This is a genomic window from Bradyrhizobium sp. 197 (assembly GCF_023073375.1).
GTDB lineage: Bacteria > Pseudomonadota > Alphaproteobacteria > Rhizobiales > Xanthobacteraceae > Bradyrhizobium.
Map to the genome: position 1 here is coordinate 21,135 of NZ_JADPJJ010000186.1, position 21,938 is coordinate 43,072.

The window sequence follows — 21,938 nt, forward strand, 5'->3', positions numbered from 1 at the left end:
GGTTAGATGCTTGCCAAGGACATTCTCCGCATCGTTCTCTACGGAGTCGGGCTCAGCTCGCTCGGAGCGGTGATCTATTTCGCCGGTCCCTTCATCGCGTTCGGCGATTGGCGGCCGCTGGAGAACCATATCGTCCGGCAGATCGCTATTCTGCTGCTCACCACGGCCGTGGCAGGCATCGTTGGCCTCAATCTGTTCAAGCGGCGCAAGGGTGCCAAGGAGATTGCCGATGGCATCGCTGGTGCAGACCAGCCCGTCAGCGATGAACCGGTGCTCAAGGAGCGCATGAAGGATGCGCTCGCGACGCTGAAGACCGCCAGCGGCAACAAGTCGGGCTATCTCTACGATCTCCCCTGGTACGTCATCATCGGTCCGCCCGGCGCCGGCAAGACCACGGCGCTGGTCAATTCCGGGCTCAAATTTCCGCTCGCCCGGGGGGCGACGCCCGCGGCGATCGCAGGGGTCGGCGGTACCCGCTACTGCGATTGGTGGTTTACAGAGGAGGCGGTGCTGATCGATACCGCCGGCCGCTACACCACCCAGGACTCCAACAGCAAGGCCGACAAGGACAGCTGGCTGGCGTTCCTGGACATCCTAAAGAAAAGCCGGTCGCGCCAACCGATCAACGGCGTCGTTGTCGCCATCAGTATCGAAGACATCCTGACGCTGCCGAAGCAGGAGCTCGCACTTCATGCCGATGCCATCAGGATGCGCCTGCTCGAGCTGCATCAGAGGCTCAAGGTCAGCTTCCCGGTCTACGCGCTATTTACCAAAGCGGATCTCGTTGCCGGCTTCACCGAGTATTTCGCCTATCTCGGGGAGGCCGGCCGCCGCCAGGTCTGGGGTGCCACGTTCCAGACCGCCGACAAAACCCAGAATCTCGTGGGGCAGATCCCGGTCGAGTTCGATCGTCTGCTGGAGCGCCTGAGCGAGGAGACGCTCGACCGTCTGCAGGACGAGCCGACGCCCCAGCACCGCGTGCAATTGTTCGGCTTTCCGGCACAGATGGCGCGGCTCAAGCCCCAGATCCACGATTTTCTCAACCTGATCTTCGAGCCGACGCGCTATCACGTGAACGCGAACCTGCGCGGCTTCTACTTTACCTCGGGTACGCAGCAGGGCACGCCGATCGATCAATTGATCGGGTCGCTGGCACGCACGTTCGGCGCTGAGGAGGTCAGTTCCGGATCCTATTCGGGCACGGGCAAGAGCTTCTTCCTCGCCGATCTGATTTCCAAGGTCATCATCGGCGAGGCCGACTGGGTCTCGACCGACCGTGCCGCGGTGCGCCGCGCGCTGATCCTGAAGGCCGCGGCCCTGTCATTGATCGGTCTGGTCTCGATCGGACTGATCGCAGCTTGGCTGATGAGCTACAAGCGGAATTCCGATTTGATCGAGCAAAGCCTGCAGGCGGATAGCGAGTATGCAGTCGCCGGCGCGCCACTTATCAAGCAGACGTTGATTGCCGATCACGATCTCGACAAGGTGCTGCCGCTACTCTACCGCCTCCGCAACGCCCCCGCAGGCTACGGATCGCGCGGCGAGTCGGTGCCTCTGTCGGCTCGCTACGGGCTCAGTCAGCACGCCCGGCTGCTGTCGCCCTCGAAAGCGGCCTATCATACCGCGCTTGAGCGCATGTTCCGGCCGCGCCTGCTGTATCGCCTGGAGGAGCAGCTCAATGCGCGCATAAACGAGCCTGCTTTCGTCTATGAGGCGCTCAAGGTCTATCTGATGGTCGGCGGCCTGCAGTCGCCGGACCGCGAGCTGATCCGCTCCTGGATGCAACGTGACTGGGCGGATAACCTCTATCCTGGCGCCACCAACGCGGAAGGGCGGCGTCTGCTCGACGAGAACCTCGTGGCAATGTTCGACCTCGAGACCGAACAGCAACCGCTGGTCGAACTCGACGGCCGGTTGATCAAGCAGGCCCAGAGCTCCTTGGCGCGCCTGAGCGTGTCGCAACGAGCCTACGAGTTTCTGAAATCAGAGGCTCGCGCATCGATCGCCGGCGACTGGATCGCCAGCCGCCGTGGCGGCCCCGACATGGGCGTCGTGTTCGAAACCACGACGGGGCAGCCTTTGGACGCCGTGCGGGTACCTGAGTTTTTCACGTATAACGGCTTCCATCAGAAGTTCGTTGCCCGGCTGTCCGGATTGTCAGAGCGGATGAAGCGGGAGCGATGGGTTTTGGGAGATGCCGGCCAGCAGTCGGCCATCGACCAGCAGTACGACAATCTGGCCGGCGATCTGCTCAGCATCTATTCCAACGATTTCGTGACGACCTGGCGAACGGCGCTCGGGAGCCTGCGCCTGAAGAAGCTGCTCGCCGACAAGCCGAAATATGAGGTGCTGCGGGCGCTTTCGGCGCCGACCTCGCCGATGCGGCAAATTCTGGAATCGGTGCGCGACGAGACGGTGCTGACCAAGGAACGGGCGAAGCCGGCGAGCGCTTCGGCTCCAGCTGCCGCACCGGCGCCAGCACTCTTCACGAATGCCCAGGATGGACCGCCTGGCGCGATGATCGAGGCGCAGTTCAAACCTTACCACGCGGCGCTCGAAGGCGAGAGCACCCGCCGGCCGATCGACTCGACCGTCGCGAACCTGAACGACATCGCGCAGAACCTGACGCTAATCGTCGAGAATCCCCAACTGACCGCACAGGCCACAGCCGCGCTTCAGACCCAGGTCGCAGCGCTCCGCAACAATGCCTCGCGCATGCCGCCGCCATTCTCCGACATGCTGCGAGCAGCAGCCGCGGAGTTCGAAGGCAGCATCGCGGCTTCGACCGCCGGGCAAATCCTGCAAACGTTGCGCGATCAGGTCACGCCGGTCTGCCAACAGACCGTGACTAACCGCTACCCGTTTATCCGCGGCAGCGGCCAGGAAGTTCCGCTCGCGGATTTTGCCAAATTGTTTAGTCCGAATGGCGTTATGGACAGGTTCTTCACCCAGTACCTAGCACCTTATGCCGACACGTCGCGGTCGGACTGGGCTTGGCGAAAGGAGAGCCCCGTTGGTCGGTCGTTCTCGCCCGACACGCTCAAACAATTCCAGAATGCGGCTTATATCCGGGATGCGTTCTTCCAGACGGGCGGCGGTGTGCCCGCCGTTTCATTCGCGATCCGACCCCCTGGGGCACCGGGGCCAGGCGTGACAGTTAAGACCGAGATCGGCGGCACCACGATTGCGAGCCCAACCATTCCCGGATCGGCCCCTTCGTCCTTGTTCGGCGGCCCGCAACCTACGCCACCGCCACAGCCGCAGAGCAACTCGCCGACTACCGTCCTATGGCCGGGCCCAGCGCCGCGAACGGCAATTTCAGTCAGTAACGACACCGGCCCGCCATCCGTGCTTGAGCGCATTGGTCCCTGGTCGTTGTTTCGGATGCTGGAGGCAGGCTCGTTAGTGGTGAAAGCGGAAACGGCCACCGCGAGTTTCATCGTCGCCGGGCGCGAGCTCAACTATCAAATTTCGACTGGATCGTTGCGCAACCCGCTGAACCTGTCAGTGCTGCGCGAGTTTCGTTGCCCGACCGGGATATGACCATGCGTTGCGGGATATTCGGCAAAATCGGTGCGAAGCGCGATTTCATCGCGATCGCGACCCCGCGCAGCTTCCTGGAAGCCTGGGAGCCATGGGTACAGGCTGCGCTGTCAGCAAGTCGCCACCAGCTTGGCCCAGGATGGCAGCAGGCCTTTCTGACCGCGCCGGTCTGGCGGTTTTGGCTCGGCGCCGCGATCTGCGGCACGACAGTGGCGGGTGCGATCATGCCCTCGCTCGATGGGGTGGGGCGATACTATCCCTTGACCCTGCATGCGGTGACCGGCGAGGCCGTCTCGCTGCCGCCGCCGAGCATTGATCCGCAGGACGAATGGTTCGGGCAAGTGGAGGCGTTCCTGCTTTCGACCCTGGATCGGGCCGCAACCTTCGAGCAGATCTCCGATGCATTGGATCGGCTTGCGGTGCCACGACTGCAGGAGACCATCGCCGGCGATCCGCCGGTCACGTCGCTTGGTACTGCGGCAATGGGGAGGGCTTCGGCGGTCGAAGCCTTCGCGGGGTCGTTTGCAGCACTTTGCGCTGCCAACCCACAGGTCTACGCCGCGGCTAGCTTCTGGTGGACCGCCGGAGGGGAAGGCTTCCCGCCAATGGCGCTGAGTTGTCGCGGATTGCCAGACCCGTTTCACTACGTCACGCTGCTGACCGGTGATCTCGGCCTCGCGGCATCGGGGAATGGATGACGCGCGATGGTGCATATTCCGTCCTTGTTCGATGTTGGTAGCGTCACCCATGCCGGACGGGTGCGGGAGCGGAACGAGGATTCATGTTTGGTACGAACTGACGTTGGCCTGTGGGCGGTCGCCGACGGTATGGGGGGGCACGAGGCCGGTGATCTCGCCAGTCGCATCGTAGTGCAGTCGCTTGACGCGATCGGCACGCCAGAATCAGCCGCAGACCTGCTGGCGGAATGCGAGGAGCGGCTTTTCAGCGCAAACCAGCAGATACTGGCGCTTAGTCATGAACGACAGGGTGCCACCGTCGGGACCACAGCGGCGGTTCTGCTCGTTCGCGATAGTTACTATGCCTGCATATGGGCGGGTGACAGCCGGGTCTATCTTATCAGTCGCGGCGCAATTCGCCAGGTGTCGCATGATCACAGCGAACTGGAGGAGCTGATCGCAGAAGGTGCGCTGTCGCGCGAAGACGTGAATGATTGGCCGAGCAATGCCATTACGCGTGCCGTCGGTGTCGCTGATGATCCGGAATTTGAGGTGGTGACAGGCCCGGCCGAGCCGGAGGATATCTTCGTGATCTGCAGCGATGGCCTGACCAGGCACGTGCAGGACGACGAGATCCTGCAGCACGCGGCTACGCGACGCGCCCAGGCGGCTTGCGATGACATGCTCGCGCTGGCTCTTGTTCGTGGCGGGCTTGACAATTTGACGATTGTGATCGTGCGACTGCTGACGCCACGATCTCAGGAGACGACAAGATCTCCGCTCAATCGGGAGCCGCAACCATGACTCCGAGCGATCCGTTCCGATCGTCCTATCACGGCGTGCCGCCCGGCACCCGTCTCAACGGCATTTACGAGATCGAAGCGGTGATCGGCGCGGGCGGCATGGGTGAGGTCTACAAATGCCGTGAGATCCAAACCGGATCGCCTGTTGCGGTGAAAATGCTACTGCCCGACGTGGTTGATAACGAGGCCGCGCTCGCGCTGTTCCGTCGAGAGGCCGCGGCACTCCACAATCTTCCGCATGACGCGATCGTTCGCTACTTCCTGTTTACCGTGGAGCCGGTGCTGCAGCGACCTTATCTCGCGATGGAGTTCGTGAATGGCCGCTCGCTCTCGAACATGCTCGATGATGGGCCGTTGACCTTCGAGGCGCTGATCAGGCTGATGCAGCGTGTCGCATCGGGACTGGAGGCCGCCCATGAGCACGGCATCATCCATCGCGACGTGTCTCCGGACAACATCATCGTTCCGCTCGACGACGTCAGGCGGGCCAAGATCATCGACTTCGGCATCGCCCGGTCGACCCAGATGGGTGACAAGACCATCATCGGCTCGGGCTTCGCTGGCAAGGACAACTACGCATCGCCGGAGCAAGTAGGGTTGTACGGCAATGACGTGACGGCGAAATCCGATGTCTACAGCCTCGGTCTTGTGTTGTTCCATGCACTGACCGGACAGAAACTCGACATGGGCGGCAGCCAGTTTCAACTGGTGGAGAAGCGCCGGCGAGTGCCCGATCTCGGCGCGGTGGATATGCGCATTCGGCCTTTGCTGGAGCGGATGCTGCAGCCTGATCCGGCATTGCGCCCGACTATGGGGGAGGTCGCCAGCTGGACGCCAACCGGTTCGGCCCAGACGCCGGCCGCGCCTTTATTTGGCTTCGATCCGCTACGGCGGCCGGAAAGCGCGGCGCCGGCGCCGCAGGACCGTATGCCGTCGACCGCGCGGAGTCCGCGCAGCCTACGGCTGGGGGCGGGCGTCGCGGCTCTGTTGCTGCTGGTCGGCGGTGGATATGCCTTCTACAAGCTGGTCTGGTCAGCGCCAGGCCGCGCGGTCTTGCCGCCACCTCCGAAACTCGCCGGAACAATGGCGCCGCCGAAGATCGAGCCCGCTGGACCACAGCCCGGACGCCAAGAGCCGGAGAAGCTGTCCGCGCAGCCGACGGCGACGCAGTCTGGGGCACTCGATGGGTCCGGGCGCGCTGAGCGCATCCGCAAATACGTGGCCCAATATTCCGGCGGTGACTGCTTCTTCGTCTTGCCGATTGCCGTGAGCCCAAATGCCGCTGTCATCGAAGGGTTCGGTGCCTCGACCGCCCCATTCGACACCTTCGACAAAGCGTTTCGGCGTGATCAGGGTTTCGAGGCTTCGGTCGGCGTCAGGCAAGTGACCCAAGCGCAATGCCCAGCCGTCAAGTTCTTGAATCAGGTCGGGAGCGATCAGGCGCGAATGCCACGCATCACCTTGTCAGCGACAGAGCTGAAGGGCGGTGAAACCCTCAATGGGACCATTGAGAACTTTGCCAACCGCGTGGTGGAGCTGCTCATGGTGTCGGATCGCGGCGAAGTCCAGAGCCTGTCTTATCTTCTGAAGCCGGGCATCGACTCACTTTCGTTTACGCTCCCGACAGCGCGCGCGAGCGGTCCGCAATTGCTGTTGGTCGTGGCGGTCCCGCAGGTTCTGGACTCATTGCGCCAGCCGCGACCGATGGCGGCCGACACGTTCTTCCTGCAGGCGCTGAGCGAGGCTCAGCGCAACAAGGTGACTGTCATCGCGGCCGCGCGCTACGTGCTGCTCACCAATTGACCGGCACGCTCAGAATGTTCCGATCACCAGGATTTTCAGGTCGGCATCCGGCTTGAAGTCGCTTGCCGTATATTCAAGCGTGTTTCCAGTAGCCGACGAGGCCTTTAGCCGCCCAGGACAGAAGCTCACCAAACGGTCGCTGCCGCCTGGGTCGATAATCAGCTTGAATGACCGGATCGGCCCAGCCCAATTCGCGCCGGTCTTGAGCACGTACGATATGCGCCGCTCCTGCAGATTCGCGCTGTTGGTCTGGTTACCGCCCGCGCGCTTATCGAGCTCGGCGAGGAACGTATCCTGGACGCAGTATTCTTTCCGGTAACGCGCGACTTCCTGACCGAGTGCGCTGCTGCGGCGCAGGCTCGAGCGCAGAATGGTGTCAGGACTGGAGCCGACGCTCGGCCGGTACTGGTGTTCGACCGTGACGGCGCGTATGGGCGGAAACACCTGCTGGCGCACAGCCGAGGTCTTGATAACCCAACCCGGCGCATACTGCTGGCGACCGTTGTCGCTCATTCCGGCAGGCACCAGAAGTCCGTTGTCCACGAGCCGGGTCCGGGTCGCCGCGGGTAGATCGGTCACCCGGATCTCGCGGCCACCAATCGGCAGCAGCGGCAACTTGAGTTCGCGGAGCAGGGCACTGACATCCCTGTTGCCGACCATGGCGCGCTGATCGACGGTCAGCGGCGCCGGGTTGCCGTCGACCTTGGTCTCGAAGTCGACGAAGTTGATCGGATCATTTGACGGCAGTGCAACGTTCTCAGCCTCCGACAGGTCGATGTCGGGCAGCGGAAAGGCAACAGTAAGCGTGACTGGCTTGGCGGTGACGTTGGCGAATTGGTAGCGAACGCTGATCCTGTCGAGCGCGATACGAAGGTTCTCGCTCTCCATGGCCACGTCATTGGTGCGTACCAACTGGAGCCCACCGATCGACAATTCCGCAGCCGAGTCGTTGGCGCGTGCCGGCGAGCCTGTCGCAACCAGCAGCGCGATCATCAGGGCCCGTATCCGGAACGACAGTCGGGTGGAGGCTCCGTTCGGCAAGCTGGTGTCTATGCGGCGTCGCAGCATATGCTGGCTCCATCCGAGGCGGGTCAATCGATCGGCTGATAAAGATCGCCCCACTCGGGCTTCCAGACCCCGTCTGGATCGCACACCACGAGCGCGAGCTTGACGTCGTTTGCAAGCCGGATCGCGCTGCGAAAAGCATCCTGAGCCGGCAATTGCGCGCTGACCTGGTCGGTGGTCAGCCGTCCCTGGCTCGCGGCGGCAGGCAGCACGATCGATCCGGAGGCGCCATCATTGTCGCGTTTCAGGAGTAGCGTGATCGCGTCGGACTGGACTTCGTTCACTTGCTCAAATCTATTCCGGGCCATGGTTTTCCACCGCAAGCTGAGGAAATTTCGGACGATCACCGTCCAGTGATAGAATTGAACGTGATTGAGATTGCTCACCACTAATTGACGCGCCGCATCAACGGCATCTCGGATTAGTCGATCCGACGCGGCGATCGGTTCGGGGTACATTGAGGCGAACATGCTTCGTCCAAATCATTGGATCTGGGTCTTCATCGTTGGCGCTGGCCTTTTCGGAACCAAGGCGCACGCCGACGATACTGTCGTACGCAGCTTTGCCGGCGGTTCGGCTGCTTCCATGGTCGGCATCGTCCCGGCCAGCGAGGACGTGGAACTCGCGGGACCGCAAGCACTCAGCGCCAACGGGCAGGGCAACCTTTTTGTGCTCGATCAGATCAACGGTCGCATCCTCCAGTTTGACCCGAAACAGCCAAATTCCTATCCTGACGTCCTCAAGATGCCTGAAGACGTCCAGCCGACTGATCTCGTCGTCCACGATGACGACATAATGGTTTGGGACGGCGGCGTACGGACGCTGAAGGCAGCGCCGGGGCAATCCACCCGCGGACTCGGTGGTGACGTGATCCAGCTTGAGGAGGTCTCGAGCCGCGGCGCGGACGACCAGGTCGCCGCCTCCGCTTTCGCCCAGATGGGATCGCAGGCGCCCGGCAGCGCGGCAGACCTGCTCGGTCAGAACACCCGCGCGGCCATCATCAAGATGACTCGGCAACCCGACCGGCAATATGTGGCTTCCCGAAGCAAGGGCTCGGTGATCGCCGATATCATTCCTGACAAGGGTAATGCCAGCGTACGGGTCGAGATCCAGATCATGGTCACCAACGAGACCATCGGCCAGCTCGGCCTGCGCGTGCGCAACCAACTCGGCACGGTGGAGTTTCTCGAGATCGACAACAGCGACCGCTTCTACGTGCTGGCCGAGGACGTTCCGCCATCTGGAAAGAACGCCTCCACGTTCGTCGCACGCTATGCCGCGAATGGGCGTCTCGAGGGAATCTATGAGCTTCCTCTGGAAAATACGCCGCTGACCAGACGGTTCGTCACGGTTTCGGGTGATGGCGACGTCTATTTCCTGCGAACCAAGCCGGACGGTATCGAAGTGGTGGGCGTTGGGTTCCGACCTCTGACCAATGCCTCGATTATCGACGTGCGGCCGTCGCGAACGACAACAGCGCCGGCACCACAATCCGACGTCAAATTTGACGCTTCGGCCGCCGTGAGGCCGTCCAATCGCCAGCAGGCGATCGAGACCGCGTTTGCGTTCGAGGGCATCCAGTGGAAATTGACGCAGGCGAACTACGGCAACGATCCCGATAGCCAATGCAGTGGCTTCAGCCGTGTTCGTCGGCCGTGGTATCTGCAGGGAAAAGTGAACCAGGAGGTGCGCGGCGTACCCTATTGCTGGGGCTGCCACGGTTCGCTCGCGAACTTCCGGCAGCGGATCGAGAGCGGAACGCTGGCTGGCAATGTGTGCACTCGCAATGCGCCACGGCCGGATGTGGCTGGAGTCGACTGTTCGGCATTCGTCAGCGCCGCGTGGGGACTCTCCGTCCACTACACGACTGCCGCCATCCCCGCGATCGCAGCGCCCGTGGCAAATCCTTGGGACCTGAGGCCCGGTGATGCGCTGAACAAGCCGGGCTCGCATGTGATGTTGTTCCTGCGGTTCACTCCCGATCGCAAGGCCGAGGTGATGGAGTCCTCGACCGGTGGCTGCAACGGCCGCGTCTGTCGCAACGTCTATCCGTTGGCGAGCCTGCTCGCGCGCGGCTATGTTCCGGTCCGCTTTCGGGCGTTCGCGGATGATCAGACGACGGTTTCAGCGGGCGCCTATCAGGAGACCGAACAACCGCCGGCGGGCCGCAAAACGGCAAGCAAAAGGCGCTGAACCCAGCGTGTCGCCAGAGCTACAAAATGGGTAGGCATGATGTCGAGGTGGATCACGATGCGGATGCCCAGAGGACTTGATTGCGGGATCGGGCGGCTATGCGCCACCGTCGGGCTCGCTGCGTTGATCGGACTGGCAATCCCGCAGGCGCATGCGGCAGGAGATTTGTCGATCAGCAATCCAGACGGGGCGGCGGTGCGCGCGCTCGTGATCGGGATCGACGACTACCAGCACGTGCGCAAATTGAAGGGTGCGGTCGCTGACGCCACGGACATCGTGACCAGCCTGAAATCCATGGGGGTTGACGACGTCATCGAACTGACTAACGCCCAGGCCGACAGGGCAGGCGTCCTGCGCGAGATCAGTGCACTGGTGGAGCGGACCAAGAACAACGACCTCATCTTTCTGTCGATCGCCGGTCATGGCACCCAAGAGCCGGAGCGCCTCAAGGGCGCGGAGCCGGACGGGATGGAGAACGTGTTCCTGCTGCCAGGCTTTGAAATCACGCCAACCGGGTCCGCTGAGCGTGTTCTGGGCAGCGAGTTCAACCATTTCATCCGGCAGTTCGAGCTGCGCGGAGCGAGGGTGATCTTCGTGGCTGATACCTGCCACGGCGGCGGTATGGTGCGCGATATCGATCCGCGTGCCGCTGAGATGAGCTTCCGGCAGGTCCCGCGCTACACGTTGCTGGTCGATGAACTGAAGCCGGTGTCGGACAGCAACGATCCGAAGTCTGAACTTGACCTTGACCACACGGCGTTTCTGGCTGCGGTGGACCGCTACACCAAGGCGCCGGAAGTCCGCATCCCTGGCATCGATGGCCTACGCGGGGCTCTGAGCTATGCGGTCGCGCGTGCGGTGGAAGGCAGCGCGGACATCAACCACGATGGGAAGGTGACGCTTAAGGAGCTTTTCAGCAATGTTCGGCAGGTGGTCTATCAGCTCTCGGACCAGCGCCAGAACATCGTGACCATATCATCGCCAGCTCAGACGCCGGATACCGACGTCGCCTTCGGATTGACGCGCGGTGTCGTACTGATTCAGGGGCCGGCCGCGAGAGCGGCCTCGGGTCACGCCGGAGCCGGGGTGCCCGTCGAGGGACAGGCGCCCGCACCGTCGGTTGTCACGGCCAAGGCACCAGCCGTTCCGACCCTTGCCGGGGCGACCAAGGAACTTCCGACTGGCGACGCGCCGGGGCCCCTCCGCCTCGCTGCACCAATCCGGCTGGCGGCGCTCGACGGCAAGACGAGTTATTTTGTAAGCGTGAAGCCAAAAGACGTTCCCGTGCAGGCTGTTCAACCGACGGACAATCCCGACCTGATCTGGGATCCGGTGTCGCACGACGTAATCGCTTGGGGTGATGTGGTCGCCTATGGGATGGACGTTGCCAGCCTGCCGACGGTGATTGATCGGACTGCGGCAATTCGTGAACTCAAGCGCATTGCGACCCGGTCGCCGCAGGTGATGCGTATTTGGCCAGACGATCGCCAACAACGTGCTGGCCAGACCATCGAAGTTGACCTGTCTGATGTGGCATCAAGGGCGGTGCTGCTGTTCAATGTGTCCGGCGATGGCACCATCCAATTGTTGTATCCGGTGGGTGCTGATGCGGCGTTGGCCCGATCGGCGAGTTTGCGCCTACCGCTCAGGGTCGGCGAGCCGTTCGGTGCGGAACAGATCGTTGCGGTGACCTCGCAGCAACGCATGGTCGATCTTGAGACAGCCCTAGTGCAGTTCAACCGGCGTCGCGCCTCGGGGCAGGTGATCAAGAGTCTCGAGCGTTACTTGCCCGCGGACGCGCGAATCGCCTCGATCGGCTTCTTCAGTGCTCCCTGACTCTTAGGGGGCAGGCCATGCCGTCATCGCAGCCGATCCGCCAGGAGCGACCATGGCTCGCATTCCTGCTGCTACTGGCGGGTAGCGGAGCTGCGTCCGCAGCACCGTTGCCGACGGGCTCGTTGCATGTCGGCACGACGTACGCACGTTGGCTTTGGCCCGTACAAGCGGTGCGCAGGCAGACCAATACCGCGAGTGTGTCCCTTCAGATCCTGCCGAGTCAGACCGTCAACGTCGGCGGCAAGGTCTCGTTCGGCGTCACCGCCAGGAAGCCTGGATATCTCATTTTGGTCGACGTCGACGCGGAAGGGCGGATGTCCCAGATCTTTCCGACGCCCGAGCTATTGGCGCAATCGAACGAACGCAATATTAATCTCGTCAAGCCGGGTGTCGAATTTGTCGTCCCTGCTCCGGCGGCGCGGCAGCGTGGTTTTGAATATGTCGTCGCACCGCCGACGGGGTCCGCAGTCATGATCGCCATCCTGAGCGAGCAGCGCGTGCAATTGCTCGATTTGCCGGACATGCCCCGCAAGCTGGAAGGTCAGGCCGACGCGTTGAGCTATCTATCGGCCTGGACCAGTGAGCTGCGCGTGCTGGACAACGCCAGCGGAAAGCTGTTGCCGAACAATTGGTCGTTCGACGTCAAACCCTATTCCATCAGGTGAACTCGTCCGGACGAGTCGCCCAGCTCAAAGCTTGCTGAGCCGGCTGAAGAAGCCGCCGCGGGCGATCATGTAATGAATGTCGCTGGGGAAGGGAAACGCGCTGCGAGCATTGGAAATCGCGTGTTGGGGAACTCACCACTCGCCGGCGCAGGCTTCTGATGCAACCGTGGTTGGTCGGCGACCTGAGGTAGAATGAACCGATCCACGAAAGCTTCGTCCAGATCGGCGACTCTGACCATCTGACCGAATGCCGGGAACTGATCGTAGTGACCTACGGTCACGCGGAGGTCCTTGAGGGCCGGGCGCTGAGGATGCGCTTGATTGCCGTCGGAGATCGCCAGCCCGCGTCCTATCAGATCCAACTTCACGGACTGCGGCAGCGTTGACGGACCATACACGATCTCAAGCGCAGGGCCGCTCTGTCCAGCCAGCCACTGATACCAGAAGGTCGCATCGTCTGGCCGCGCCTTGGCGCCGTAAAGACAGTCAAATCCCCAACAAGCAGTCAGCTTCGCCTGATACTTTCCAGATTGCGCATGCCGTTACCAGCGCCGGAGTGGCATGCGATGATGAGCTTGCCAATTTGGAGTTGAGGAATGGACGTCGAAGAGCCTCCCAGGAACCGGGCCAGAGCTCCAAGAATTTCCTCGAGGTAGCGTTCCCCCCAGTTCGACGTTGCCAGATCCTTGACGCTATAATTTCCAGCAAAGGTATCGCCAACGGCATATTCATAGCCCAGAAAAGGCGCTACGAGCACGACGTCCTTGCCGGAATCCCGAACTTGTTTCGCGGAGCCGCGCTGGATCGTTGTGAAACAGGAATTCGTGGTCTTTGACGTAGAAGCCATGCAGCCAGATTACGATATCGAGCTTGGTGGCAGCGGTTACGTCCTTTGGCGGAAGATAGACCGCCGTCGGCTTCATGCCGGGCGCTAGCCGCTTCGTAAAGAGCGTCACCCCTGGAAAGGAGGTGGCGTCCTTCTGTTCGAGCTCACACGCCACCACGAAGGTCGCTCCGCGTCGACCAGATCGGACGTGGATTTGGGCCGACCCGGTGTTGCACTCAATTGTTCGCCATATCCTCGATACGGCTTCCTATTGGCGTGGCGAACTCGCGCCTTGCTAATTGCATACCTCGACATTCCCGGTGTTGCCACCCGGGCCTCCCCCGCCACGGTAGTCGAGGTGGCAGCCGCGACGGACCTGACGGCACAAATATTGGTCACAAACAACCTGGCCGCTGCCGCCTCCGCCACTTGCCTTCGCAGTGGCTTGTCGCCGCGGAACGTCTGCCATGGGCTCAGATCTTTGGCGCGCCGAACGATCGGCACGTGACGAACCTTCGTCCGTGTTGCGCTTGGCAACTGGCTTCTTTCCGCGCCGCTTCTCGCATTCGTTGTCATCGTTGAGGAACGAGCCCTCGGCACACGTGATCCTGACGCACTGGTCGCCGTTAGCCTTGTAGCCATGATCGCAGATCACGGGACAGACCCGGGTTGGCTTGAGTTTGATTGCGTCAAGCGCGTCGAGACTTGCGAGCTTGGCATCAAATTTCGTTCCCGCGTGCCGGTTGAACAGAGCCAACGAGCGCTGTGAGGCCGCATTCCATTGGCCATCTATGGTACCGGTGAAGCAGCCGACGCGGTTCAATTCGCTTTGTACGGACTTGGTGATATTGGCTTTTGCGATATCGGTCTGGCGCGGCTCGGCGCTGAGTGCGGCAAGCTTTGGCGGCGTATTGTCGTCAGCGGGTGCAGCGGCTGTAGGATTATCCGCGAAGGCACTCCCAACAGCCGGCTTATTCCCGGAGAGAGCAGCGACGATTGTAGATTCGGACGCAGTCCGTTTCCGTTCCGCCTCGGTGGCCTGCTCCTGCGCCGCCTGCTTCGCCTTCTCGGCGGCAATTCGGGCCTCTTCCGCAGCCTTCAGATCCGCGGCCGCCTTCTCCTGGTCGGCACGCTGGGCGCCCTGCGACATCAGGCGAGTTTTCTGCTGTTCAGCCTGCTGCGCCTTCGCTGTTGCCGCGACGCGTGCGTCCTCAGCATCGAGCTGATTAAGCTGCAGCTTCGCCAGATTTGCGTAGTATCCGTCCGGATGCTGGTCCAGGAACGCGTTCAGAGCGGGCTTGTTGCGTAGCTGCAAGGCCAATTCGTAATCGCGACGAATTTCTGCCTGGGGATTGGCTGCTTGCACCGGCTCATCAGCCTTGGCAGCGGGAACAAGTGCAACGTCTTCGCCGCCCAGCGAGCCGTAGACATAGGGCTCCTGTCGGTTGCCCGTGGCTTGCAAGACATCATCGCGGACGAAGCCGAAGGCCCTGCGCAAGTCGAGCCCCGGCTTTGCGATATACTTTACGAGAGCCGTCGCATACGGACTATTCTTGCTGTTGCCATCGAGTGCGGTTAGTCCGGCTTTCGCGGCAAACGCGATCAGCGTGTTGGAGACGGCGGGTTCGACCCTGGCCAGCCCGCGGCTGATTGATCGAGAGGCAACTGTACGCTTCATCGAATCGGCAAACGGATTGTTGCGGCACGCGTCGACGATCACCACGCGCAACTGTTTCGCAGGCTCGATTGCCAGCAGGACGCGGTCGAGCGAGAATGCTTCGTCATAGATATCAGTGTCACGTTCGAGTCTGGCGTCGGTCGGGATCAGATAGTTTGTCCCGTCGATCTCGATACCGTGACCAGCATAGTACACCAGGGCTATGTCCGCATTGCGAGCCTGATCGGCGAATTCTCTCAGGGCCCGCCGCATATCAGTCGCGGCGAGGTTGAGCCTTGAGTCAACCACATCGAAACCTGCCTCCTTCAAAGTTGCGGTGATGGCCGCAGCGTCGTTGGCCGGGTTTGGGAGCAGAGGGGCGTTCTGATAGTTGGCATTGCCAACCACCAAAGCCACGCGCTTGGTCGCCCAGGCTGGTTGAGCTGCCAGTAACAGCGAAGCGGCAAGGAGAAGCAAAATTCGAAGGCGCCTGTATAATCTCATGGCGAACACCCAACTATGCCCATAGAATGGTAACGTCGCGAGGACGGCCGCGTAAGAAATAATTACTGAATTCGTACGCTAGTTGCGGCTGCCTATCGGCCTACAGTACCAATCTCGAGCCCGATCCATTCCTATGTGTTGTCTTGAAATGCGGACGCGTTCAAAAGGCACGGAAGATAATCGCGGCCCGGCGCTGTGGGCGGTTTCGTGTGGATGATGGGTACCGCCAGTGCCTATGTCTCGCGCGAATGAATTAAGTTTTTGAAATTACACGATTATTGCATCTTATGGTGTGCTCGCGACAGCGCTGCAGAAGGCTCTGGCTTAGTTCAAACGAAAGTTCCGCTGACGGCAGATCGAGGGGACGTGAAGTCTTGGGGGCCGGCTTGCGGGTCGATCGTCTCGGTTACAGTTTGCACGGAGGTCAGGAGCCGGTCAGTTGGGCTTTCCATCTCCCCAGGCGATCGTCACCTTCATGTTCCCGCCGGAGCGCTCGGCCCGGAAATTGTTCCTGCGGTAGAGTTGAAATGAAAGTCCTCCGAATTGCGAAGGCTGGCCATGGTCAACCAGTCGATCGCGTCGGTAGCCGCTACCGGAAGGTCGTAGGAGCGCAAGTCGTCAGCCGGCTTGATCAGAAAGCGCTGAATGTAAGCCGCTCCATTTCGAAGGATGGCGCACGGGGATACAATCGCAATTCCGAACTTCGGAGAAGCTGATGCCAATTCCGTTGAGGGTTTACATCACGCCATTTGCCGAGAGGGGGAACGTTGAGCCCGGGCAATGGAGCAGCGAGACGGCCAAGAAGGCGCTCGACGTGGTCAATACGATCTGGTCAAAGGCCAAGATCGCGTTCGTGATCAGCGATTGCTTGATGGAGAAGCCGCTCGACATGGCAAAGAGCGCGCGCAGCAATGATCAGCGATTGCTGGGCGTTCTTGCCTCTCGGCACGATCCGGACAATGCCGTCCACATCTACCTCGTTAATTCGATTGAAAATCTGTCCGCCGGCGGAAGCTCATACCCCAATAGCCAACCGGAGCCGGCAAGCTTCGTCCAGTGGTATGGCAATGACCACGCCAATGGACGCGCCTGGGCTCACGAGCTTGGCCATCTGATGAGCCTCGATCACGTCGAGATCGACTATTCCAATGAGAAGCAGGCGGCGCAGCGTGTCAAGAACCTCATGACGATAGGATTGAGCGTCGGCTCTGACCTGACGGGCCAGCAGATTGATGCAGCCAAGGGCTCAAAGCTGGTCAAGCGATTTGGCGGATAAGTCGGCGGCCGACCGCAGAAGTCGTCACCTCCGTCGTTCTGCAGATCGCGCGCCCGCGGGAAACGGGCCATGGCGGCGACAGCCTTAAAGAGGGAGCAGATCGAGGATACGGCGCCAGGTTCCTATTCGCGAGATCCTCGTCGCTCCAATCCAGGCGTTGAGCGCGAGAGTCCATGATTGCGATCACGCTCGTAACCATTTCGCCCGCTTTGCGAAAAGCCATGCGCAATTGATACGCAAATGACCTCAACGATGAAATCACCAACGACCATATCAAGTGCTTCCGGGATATTGCGCTGCGGTTGCTGGACGACGCTTACCGTTTCGCTCTATTTTTGATGGGCGATCAGGCAGACGTAGAGCAAGCCGGTAAAGGTATTCTCCAGATGCGCTGCTTTAACAGCGGTTGGGTAGGGGCCTCCAAGTTTAGGGCGATTCCGCGAAGTCGTCGTGCTGTACGAATTCCAGGGCCCGTCCTATCGCGACTCCCTTAGATCGTCGCTGCTCCGATCGCGACAGTGATGTCGCGTATTGCACAAGCCCATACTGCCTCGGTGCCAGATCGAAATGGGAACAAGATCACAACCTTCGTTGCAGCTGTCGATTTCATGAACCTCTCTTTTCTTGCCAGCACTAAAAACAAGGTGGTCCTGCGCCGTCCGGCCGATCACCGACGAGTTCCTATTTGTCGATTGCAGGTTGAAGAGACATGTTCCACAAAACTGGTCGGGGCAAGGTTGACGTCGATCTGGATTTTTCGGGAGTGGGGGTTCTGCACGCGCGGCTTTGGAATTTCGATTTCGATGACTTTGCCGGCTACCAGTTTCGGGGCTTGAAGACAGAGCACTCCGAATTTCTGAAGAACAAAGTGGTTCCCCTGCTGGAGCACGACGCTGGTCAGATCTGGATGACGGGATCCGCGAGCCGGATCGGTACGGCTGATTGGAATATGACGACATCAGCCAACCGCGTGATTACGGTCGCGAAGTCTCTGTCCGAGATGGGCATCCACCCGGAGCAAATGCAGACGCACGCGATCGGCAATACGCAGACGGCAAATCACAGGCTGGACGAAGACAACGATAGATCCGTGGTCCTTTGGGTGCTGCCTAAGGTCTATTTCGAACCGATCATAAAGCCAGATTTGCCGCGACCCGTTCCGCCGAGACCAAAGGTCAGTCGAAATTTCAAGATAGCCATGCTGCTTGAGGTCGACGGTTCGATCTCGTTTGCAGCGAGAGCGGCAATCAAGCGCATCGTGAAGGGCAGGGCTGGAGCCGGGATTGCGTTTGCCAGCGCGTTGTTCTCCATATGGGATACGGAAAATAATTTGAAGTGCACCTACGTCTATGCGGCGGTCGGCCTGGGCTTTGGCTTAAGCCTTCCGAAGACCGGCGGCAGATCGGGTACCCTGCATGGCCCCTGGAATTCGTTTACGACCGAAAAGCCAATCTCCTGTTCGCAGTTCGGCAAGTCGATGCGCTTTACGACTATCGGCATAGGGGATGTAAGCAAGAACTGGATCCTGCTGGAAACGCCCAGGGGAGTGAAGGACGTCTACTTGAGCATCAGCACGGGCACGACCATAGGCGGCGGCGCGTCGACATACCCAGCCCATTTGAGCGCTTTCGTCCCGCTAGAGCGACCGAAGCCGTTTGGCGGGCCGTGAGTGAACCGGCTCATCATAACCTTTAGCCGCCATCGGCGAGGCGAGCTTTCGCTCGATGCGTTGCATGACGTCTCCAGACCGAGCGGGCGCAGAATCCGGTCGCAGTTATGGAGTGCTCGTGCCCAACGTGCTTGATTTGATGTGCTCCGGGTTGACCGGCCATGTGGTCCAATTTCATCATGCTGCTCACGCTCTATTGAGGAGTTTCCCCGACCACGCTCATGTTGCGGCGCATGTGATTTCTCCCTCGAAGCCTCGGATCAACATTGATTTCATTTGCCAAAGCTGATTCTTGATTTCGGTTGAATGTGGGACGTTCTTTGGGGCGCTCGCGTTGCATGTGAATGGAGAAAAGAACTGCTCCAGTGACAAAGCGCCGATTTGCCGAGCAACTGAGTGACAATAAAGATTGGCTCGATCCGTCATAGGACCGGGTGAAGATGAAACAGATCAACGAAATGAATGACTTACGTTGGAAATTTTCTTGCGCCCCGATGATGGATTGGACAGGGATTTCTCGAAAAGAAATGCAACATCAGCACTTAAGCGTGGTCGTCGAGAACCGTGCAGTACCAAATGCAGTACCGATCTAGTTTGAAGCGCGCGCAGACGATTGATGTCGTAGTTTGGCGTGCGTTGGATCGCTCGCGTCTGATGTTGCGGCATCGCTAGAGTGTCGCCCCGTTGTAACTGTGCAGGAGGATCATCTCGAGAATTGGACGTTTCTTCGATTGCCACAATCAGGAATCTTAACTTCCGATGGTTGATCGACGCCGCAAAGCGTCCGCCAAAACGGCGAAGGCTGGCGAGAGTTGCCGGCGGCTTGGATAATAGAGATGATAACCGGAAAACGACGGACACCAATCGGACAGGACGCGCATCAGGCGGCCGTCGGCAATATCCTCCCGGACATGGTCTTCAAAGAGGCAGGCCAGTCCTGCGCCGCTGCGCGCAGCGGCCAACGCCAATCGGGATCCGTTGAACGCAAGAGGTCCGTCCACTCGGACCCGCAGTTCGCGCCCGTCTTTCTCGAATTCCCAGGCATGAAAGCCGCCGAATGTTGGCAGGCGAATGTTAATGCAGCGGTGAGCGGTCAGATCCTGCGGGGTCAGCGGTTTTGGATGTCGGGCAAAATAGGATGGTGTGCCGATCACAGCCATCCGCATCTCGGGACCGATGGGCACCGCGATCATGTCCTTGTCGACCTCCTCGCCGAGCCTCACGCCGGCGTCGAAGCGTTCAGCAACGATGTCCGTGAAGCCGTGATCGATGATGATCTCCACCTTGATGTCGGGATAATCCGGCAGGAGCGTTTCGACGGTAGGCCAGATGACCGCGACGGCAGCGTGTTCACCAGCCGTGATGCGGACGCTGCCAGCAGGTTTATCCCTGAGTTCGGTCAACGCCGACAGCGCGGAATCGATTTCTTCGAAATGGGGGCCCACTGTCTGGAGCAGGCGCTCGCCGGCGTCTGTCAGTGAGACGCTCCTCGTCGTCCGCGTTAAAAGCCGAACACCGAGTCGTTCTTCCATGCCGCGGATCGTATGGCTAAGGGACGACGGCGACAGGCGGAGTTGGGCAGCCGCTTTCGTGAAACTGCGCTCCCGGGCGACAGCGAGAAATGTGGTCAAGTCGCTCATATTGTCTCGCGCCATTCTTGAATCCGTTTCAGTATTGCCCGCTAATTATGCAATCTAGTACGATCGATCCAATTGCACTAGATGGGCCACAAGTTACAGAACTGGCGTCATAAAGATCGAATCCCCCCGGGTTTGCAGCCGCCTTTGCGCAGTTGCGCGCCCGAGCGACCGCAAGAACTCCCGTTATGTCGCGGCCGCCCCACACTCATGAATCTTATCCAAAACTGCATGCCAATCTTGCAGGCTAATCGCTGTGTCGAAGTTGCACTAGGCTTGGACTGAGACGTCGCTGGAGCGTGGCAAGCCCTTGAACATTCGCAGATGCAGGGAAGTGCATTTCGTGGACGCGTTAGGCTGGCGACTCGTCGCGGTTCGATCCTCTTCAAACCTTCAAACAAGGAAATATGTGATGGCTGATAGAACCTTTGATGCGAAGAGACGCCAGTTCCTCGGAACCTCTGCGTTTGCTCTGTCTGGTGCTGTCGTGGCCAGCTCGGCACTGGTTGGCGTCACTTCGGCATCTGCTCAATCCACCGCCGTGAAGGAGCCGGCAGTGGTCAACTATCCCAATGAGAAAGGCGTGACGATTGAACGCGTCACTTACCCCGCGAGGAACATTGGGATGAACATCGTCGCCAACCTGTTCAAACCTGCGAACTTCGACAGCAGCAGGAAGTATGCAGCGATCGTGGTGACCCATCCGTTCGGCGCCGTCAAAGAACAGTCCTCCGGCCTCTATGCCCAGCGTCTCGCCGAGGCGGGCTTTATTGGTCTGGCCTATGATGCGTCATACCAGGGTGAAAGCGGCGGCGAACCGCGCCTCATGGAAGTGCCAGGGCAACGCGTGGACGACATCAGTTGCGCCACCGATTTCCTCGTTCAGCACCCTCAGGTCGGCCCGGCCCGTATCGGCTCGCTGGGCATTTGCATCGGTGGCAGCTACGCGCTGAACCACGCCCAGCACGAACATCGTGTGAGGGCAGCTGCCGCCGTCAGCACGTTCGATATCGGAGAAGGCCGCCGGGAAGGTCTTTCGGGTTCGATATCTTATGGGGAGCGGATCAAACGGCTCAAGGACGCCGGCGAACAGCGCAGCCGGGAGGCACGCGGCGAGCCCGTACGCCTCGTGCCTGTCGTAGCCAATTCGCCGGCTGACTTCACGGCGGCGACTCCTGTCATGTACAGGGAAGGCTATGAGTATTACCGCACGGCACGAGGGCAGCATCCCAACTCGGTGAACCGCTATGTGTTCTCGAGTCTGCCCCAGCAGATGGCGTTCTACCCGTTTGAAATGATCGAGACGATTTCACCTCGGCCCTTGCTGGTTATCGCAGGTTCCAAGGCCGAGACGAAGTTCTGGAGCGATCGGGTCTACGAGAAGGCCAAGGAGCCGAAGCAACTGTTCGTGGTCGACGGTGCGACACATGTCGATCTCTACGACAAACCACAGTTCGTTGGACCGGCCGTCTCGAAGCTGGCCGAGTTCTTTGGCCAGCATCTGGCCTCTGCCTGACAGGCGTCCTTCGTTGCGATATCGAGGCAGGGGAAGGGGCGCTATAAAAACCCTTTCCCGCGTGGGGTGTCCTTTCAGCCGCGAGATTCCCCCACTTCTTTCACGCGCAGATAATGTCCTCGGCCGTCAGTTAGCTCGTTCCGACCGCAACTGCGAAAATCGAATCTACTTGTGAATATCATGCATCACGGCATGCAGAATTGAAAGTCTAATCAAAGTGCGTTTGTCGATCCATATCTGAGGCATGCAATCAGCGAGCTAAGCGCCG

General features: G+C 60.4%; 16 protein-coding genes. 11 read left to right on the plus strand and 5 right to left on the minus strand.

Annotated features, from left to right (window positions below):
• Positions 1–6: 6 nt before the first annotated feature.
• The 4 genes from tssM to IVB27_RS40355 are packed head-to-tail and all read left to right on the plus strand — an operon-like array spanning position 7 to position 6,826.
• Entirely contained in the window at positions 7–3,543 is a 3,537-nt protein-coding gene (tssM, locus tag IVB27_RS40340) for a type VI secretion system membrane subunit TssM (protein ID WP_247448081.1), read from the plus strand.
• Positions 3,540–4,241, plus strand: coding sequence for a type VI secretion system-associated protein TagF (tagF, locus tag IVB27_RS40345; RefSeq protein WP_345947003.1), 702 nt, complete (start codon positions 3,540–3,542; stop codon positions 4,239–4,241). The genes tssM and tagF overlap by 4 nt, the downstream gene beginning before the upstream one ends.
• Before the next feature lie 6 nt (positions 4,242–4,247).
• Positions 4,248–5,024, plus strand: coding sequence for a PP2C family protein-serine/threonine phosphatase (locus IVB27_RS40350; protein ID WP_247340877.1), 777 nt, complete (start codon positions 4,248–4,250; stop codon positions 5,022–5,024).
• Positions 5,021–6,826: a serine/threonine-protein kinase gene (locus IVB27_RS40355; RefSeq protein ID WP_247448082.1), complete on the plus strand. Its 1,806-nt coding sequence runs from the start codon at positions 5,021–5,023 to the stop codon at positions 6,824–6,826. The genes IVB27_RS40350 and IVB27_RS40355 overlap by 4 nt, the downstream gene beginning before the upstream one ends.
• A 9-nt stretch (positions 6,827–6,835) precedes the next feature.
• On the opposite strand, the gene IVB27_RS40360 is transcribed toward IVB27_RS40355, so the two are convergent.
• Together IVB27_RS40360 and IVB27_RS40365 are read right to left on the minus strand one after the other, a co-directional pair.
• Positions 6,836–7,819: a DUF4424 domain-containing protein gene (locus IVB27_RS40360; protein ID WP_247448083.1), complete on the minus strand. Its 984-nt coding sequence runs from the start codon at positions 7,817–7,819 to the stop codon at positions 6,836–6,838.
• 98 nt (positions 7,820–7,917) lie between these two features.
• Positions 7,918–8,175, minus strand: coding sequence for a hypothetical protein (locus IVB27_RS40365; RefSeq protein WP_247448084.1), 258 nt, complete (start codon positions 8,173–8,175; stop codon positions 7,918–7,920).
• A 184-nt stretch (positions 8,176–8,359) separates the two neighbouring features.
• On the opposite strand from IVB27_RS40365, the gene IVB27_RS40370 reads away from it, so the two are divergent.
• From IVB27_RS40370 to IVB27_RS40380, 3 genes are read left to right on the plus strand one after another with little or no spacing between them, the layout of a single operon-like run.
• Entirely contained in the window at positions 8,360–10,084 is a 1,725-nt protein-coding gene (locus IVB27_RS40370) for an NHL repeat-containing protein (protein ID WP_247448086.1), read from the plus strand.
• Between the two features lie 57 nt (positions 10,085–10,141).
• Positions 10,142–11,920, plus strand: coding sequence for a caspase family protein (locus IVB27_RS40375; protein ID WP_247448087.1), 1,779 nt, complete (start codon positions 10,142–10,144; stop codon positions 11,918–11,920).
• Between the two features lie 17 nt (positions 11,921–11,937).
• Positions 11,938–12,585 carry a DUF4384 domain-containing protein gene (locus IVB27_RS40380; protein ID WP_247448088.1) on the plus strand — a complete coding sequence of 216 codons (648 nt, stop codon included), beginning with the start codon at positions 11,938–11,940 and terminating at the stop codon, positions 12,583–12,585.
• A gap of 505 nt (positions 12,586–13,090) precedes the next feature.
• On the opposite strand, the gene IVB27_RS40385 is transcribed toward IVB27_RS40380, so the two are convergent.
• Both IVB27_RS40385 and IVB27_RS40390 read right to left on the minus strand, forming a co-directional pair.
• Complete coding sequence (locus IVB27_RS40385; RefSeq protein ID WP_247340868.1) at positions 13,091–13,432, minus strand: hypothetical protein; 342 nt, start codon at positions 13,430–13,432, stop codon at positions 13,091–13,093.
• Between the two features lie 274 nt (positions 13,433–13,706).
• Positions 13,707–15,572, minus strand: coding sequence for a caspase family protein (locus IVB27_RS40390; protein ID WP_247448089.1), 1,866 nt, complete (start codon positions 15,570–15,572; stop codon positions 13,707–13,709).
• 871 nt (positions 15,573–16,443) lie between these two features.
• Here IVB27_RS40390 and IVB27_RS40395 point away from each other — a divergent pair.
• The 3 genes from IVB27_RS40395 to IVB27_RS40405 all read left to right on the plus strand — a co-directional run bounded on the left by IVB27_RS40395 (position 16,444) and on the right by IVB27_RS40405 (position 19,110).
• Positions 16,444–16,848, plus strand: a complete 405-nt coding sequence (locus tag IVB27_RS40395; RefSeq protein ID WP_247340864.1) for a hypothetical protein — start codon at positions 16,444–16,446, stop codon at positions 16,846–16,848.
• A 709-nt stretch (positions 16,849–17,557) separates the two neighbouring features.
• Positions 17,558–18,517, plus strand: coding sequence for an OmpA family protein (locus IVB27_RS40400; RefSeq protein ID WP_247340861.1), 960 nt, complete (start codon positions 17,558–17,560; stop codon positions 18,515–18,517).
• 440 nt (positions 18,518–18,957) lie between these two features.
• A complete protein-coding gene (locus IVB27_RS40405) occupies positions 18,958–19,110 on the plus strand; it encodes a hypothetical protein (RefSeq protein ID WP_247448090.1) in 153 nt (50 codons plus the stop codon).
• A gap of 156 nt (positions 19,111–19,266) precedes the next feature.
• Here IVB27_RS40405 and IVB27_RS40410 read toward each other — a convergent pair whose 3' ends face one another.
• Complete coding sequence (locus IVB27_RS40410; protein WP_247448091.1) at positions 19,267–20,172, minus strand: LysR family transcriptional regulator; 906 nt, start codon at positions 20,170–20,172, stop codon at positions 19,267–19,269.
• A gap of 394 nt (positions 20,173–20,566) precedes the next feature.
• Between IVB27_RS40410 and IVB27_RS40415 the strand changes: the two genes are divergently transcribed.
• Positions 20,567–21,670 (plus strand): alpha/beta hydrolase, encoded by a 1,104-nt coding sequence (locus tag IVB27_RS40415; protein ID WP_247448092.1) that lies wholly within the window; start codon positions 20,567–20,569, stop codon positions 21,668–21,670.
• Positions 21,671–21,938 lie beyond the last annotated feature (268 nt).

Bases quoted from the DNA above. Each gene is read 5' to 3' on its own strand.
- tssM (WP_247448081.1), top strand. From the start codon at position 7: ATGCTTGCCAAGGACATTCTCCGCATCGTTCTCTACGGAGTCGGGCTC.
- tagF (WP_345947003.1), top strand. From the start codon at position 3,540: ATGACCATGCGTTGCGGGATATTCGGCAAAATCGGTGCGAAGCGCGAT.
- IVB27_RS40350 (WP_247340877.1), top strand. From the start codon at position 4,248: ATGGTGCATATTCCGTCCTTGTTCGATGTTGGTAGCGTCACCCATGCC.
- IVB27_RS40355 (WP_247448082.1), top strand. From the start codon at position 5,021: ATGACTCCGAGCGATCCGTTCCGATCGTCCTATCACGGCGTGCCGCCC.
- IVB27_RS40360 (WP_247448083.1), bottom strand. From the start codon at position 7,819: ATGATCGCGCTGCTGGTTGCGACAGGCTCGCCGGCACGCGCCAACGAC.
- IVB27_RS40370 (WP_247448086.1), top strand. From the start codon at position 8,360: ATGCTTCGTCCAAATCATTGGATCTGGGTCTTCATCGTTGGCGCTGGC.
- IVB27_RS40375 (WP_247448087.1), top strand. From the start codon at position 10,142: ATGCGGATGCCCAGAGGACTTGATTGCGGGATCGGGCGGCTATGCGCC.
- IVB27_RS40380 (WP_247448088.1), top strand. From the start codon at position 11,938: ATGCCGTCATCGCAGCCGATCCGCCAGGAGCGACCATGGCTCGCATTC.
- IVB27_RS40385 (WP_247340868.1), bottom strand. From the start codon at position 13,432: ATGGCTTCTACGTCAAAGACCACGAATTCCTGTTTCACAACGATCCAG.
- IVB27_RS40390 (WP_247448089.1), bottom strand. From the start codon at position 15,572: ATGAGATTATACAGGCGCCTTCGAATTTTGCTTCTCCTTGCCGCTTCG.
- IVB27_RS40395 (WP_247340864.1), top strand. From the start codon at position 16,444: ATGGAGAAGCCGCTCGACATGGCAAAGAGCGCGCGCAGCAATGATCAG.
- IVB27_RS40400 (WP_247340861.1), top strand. From the start codon at position 17,558: ATGTTCCACAAAACTGGTCGGGGCAAGGTTGACGTCGATCTGGATTTT.
- IVB27_RS40405 (WP_247448090.1), top strand. From the start codon at position 18,958: ATGAAACAGATCAACGAAATGAATGACTTACGTTGGAAATTTTCTTGC.
- IVB27_RS40410 (WP_247448091.1), bottom strand. From the start codon at position 20,172: ATGGCGCGAGACAATATGAGCGACTTGACCACATTTCTCGCTGTCGCC.
- IVB27_RS40415 (WP_247448092.1), top strand. From the start codon at position 20,567: ATGGCTGATAGAACCTTTGATGCGAAGAGACGCCAGTTCCTCGGAACC.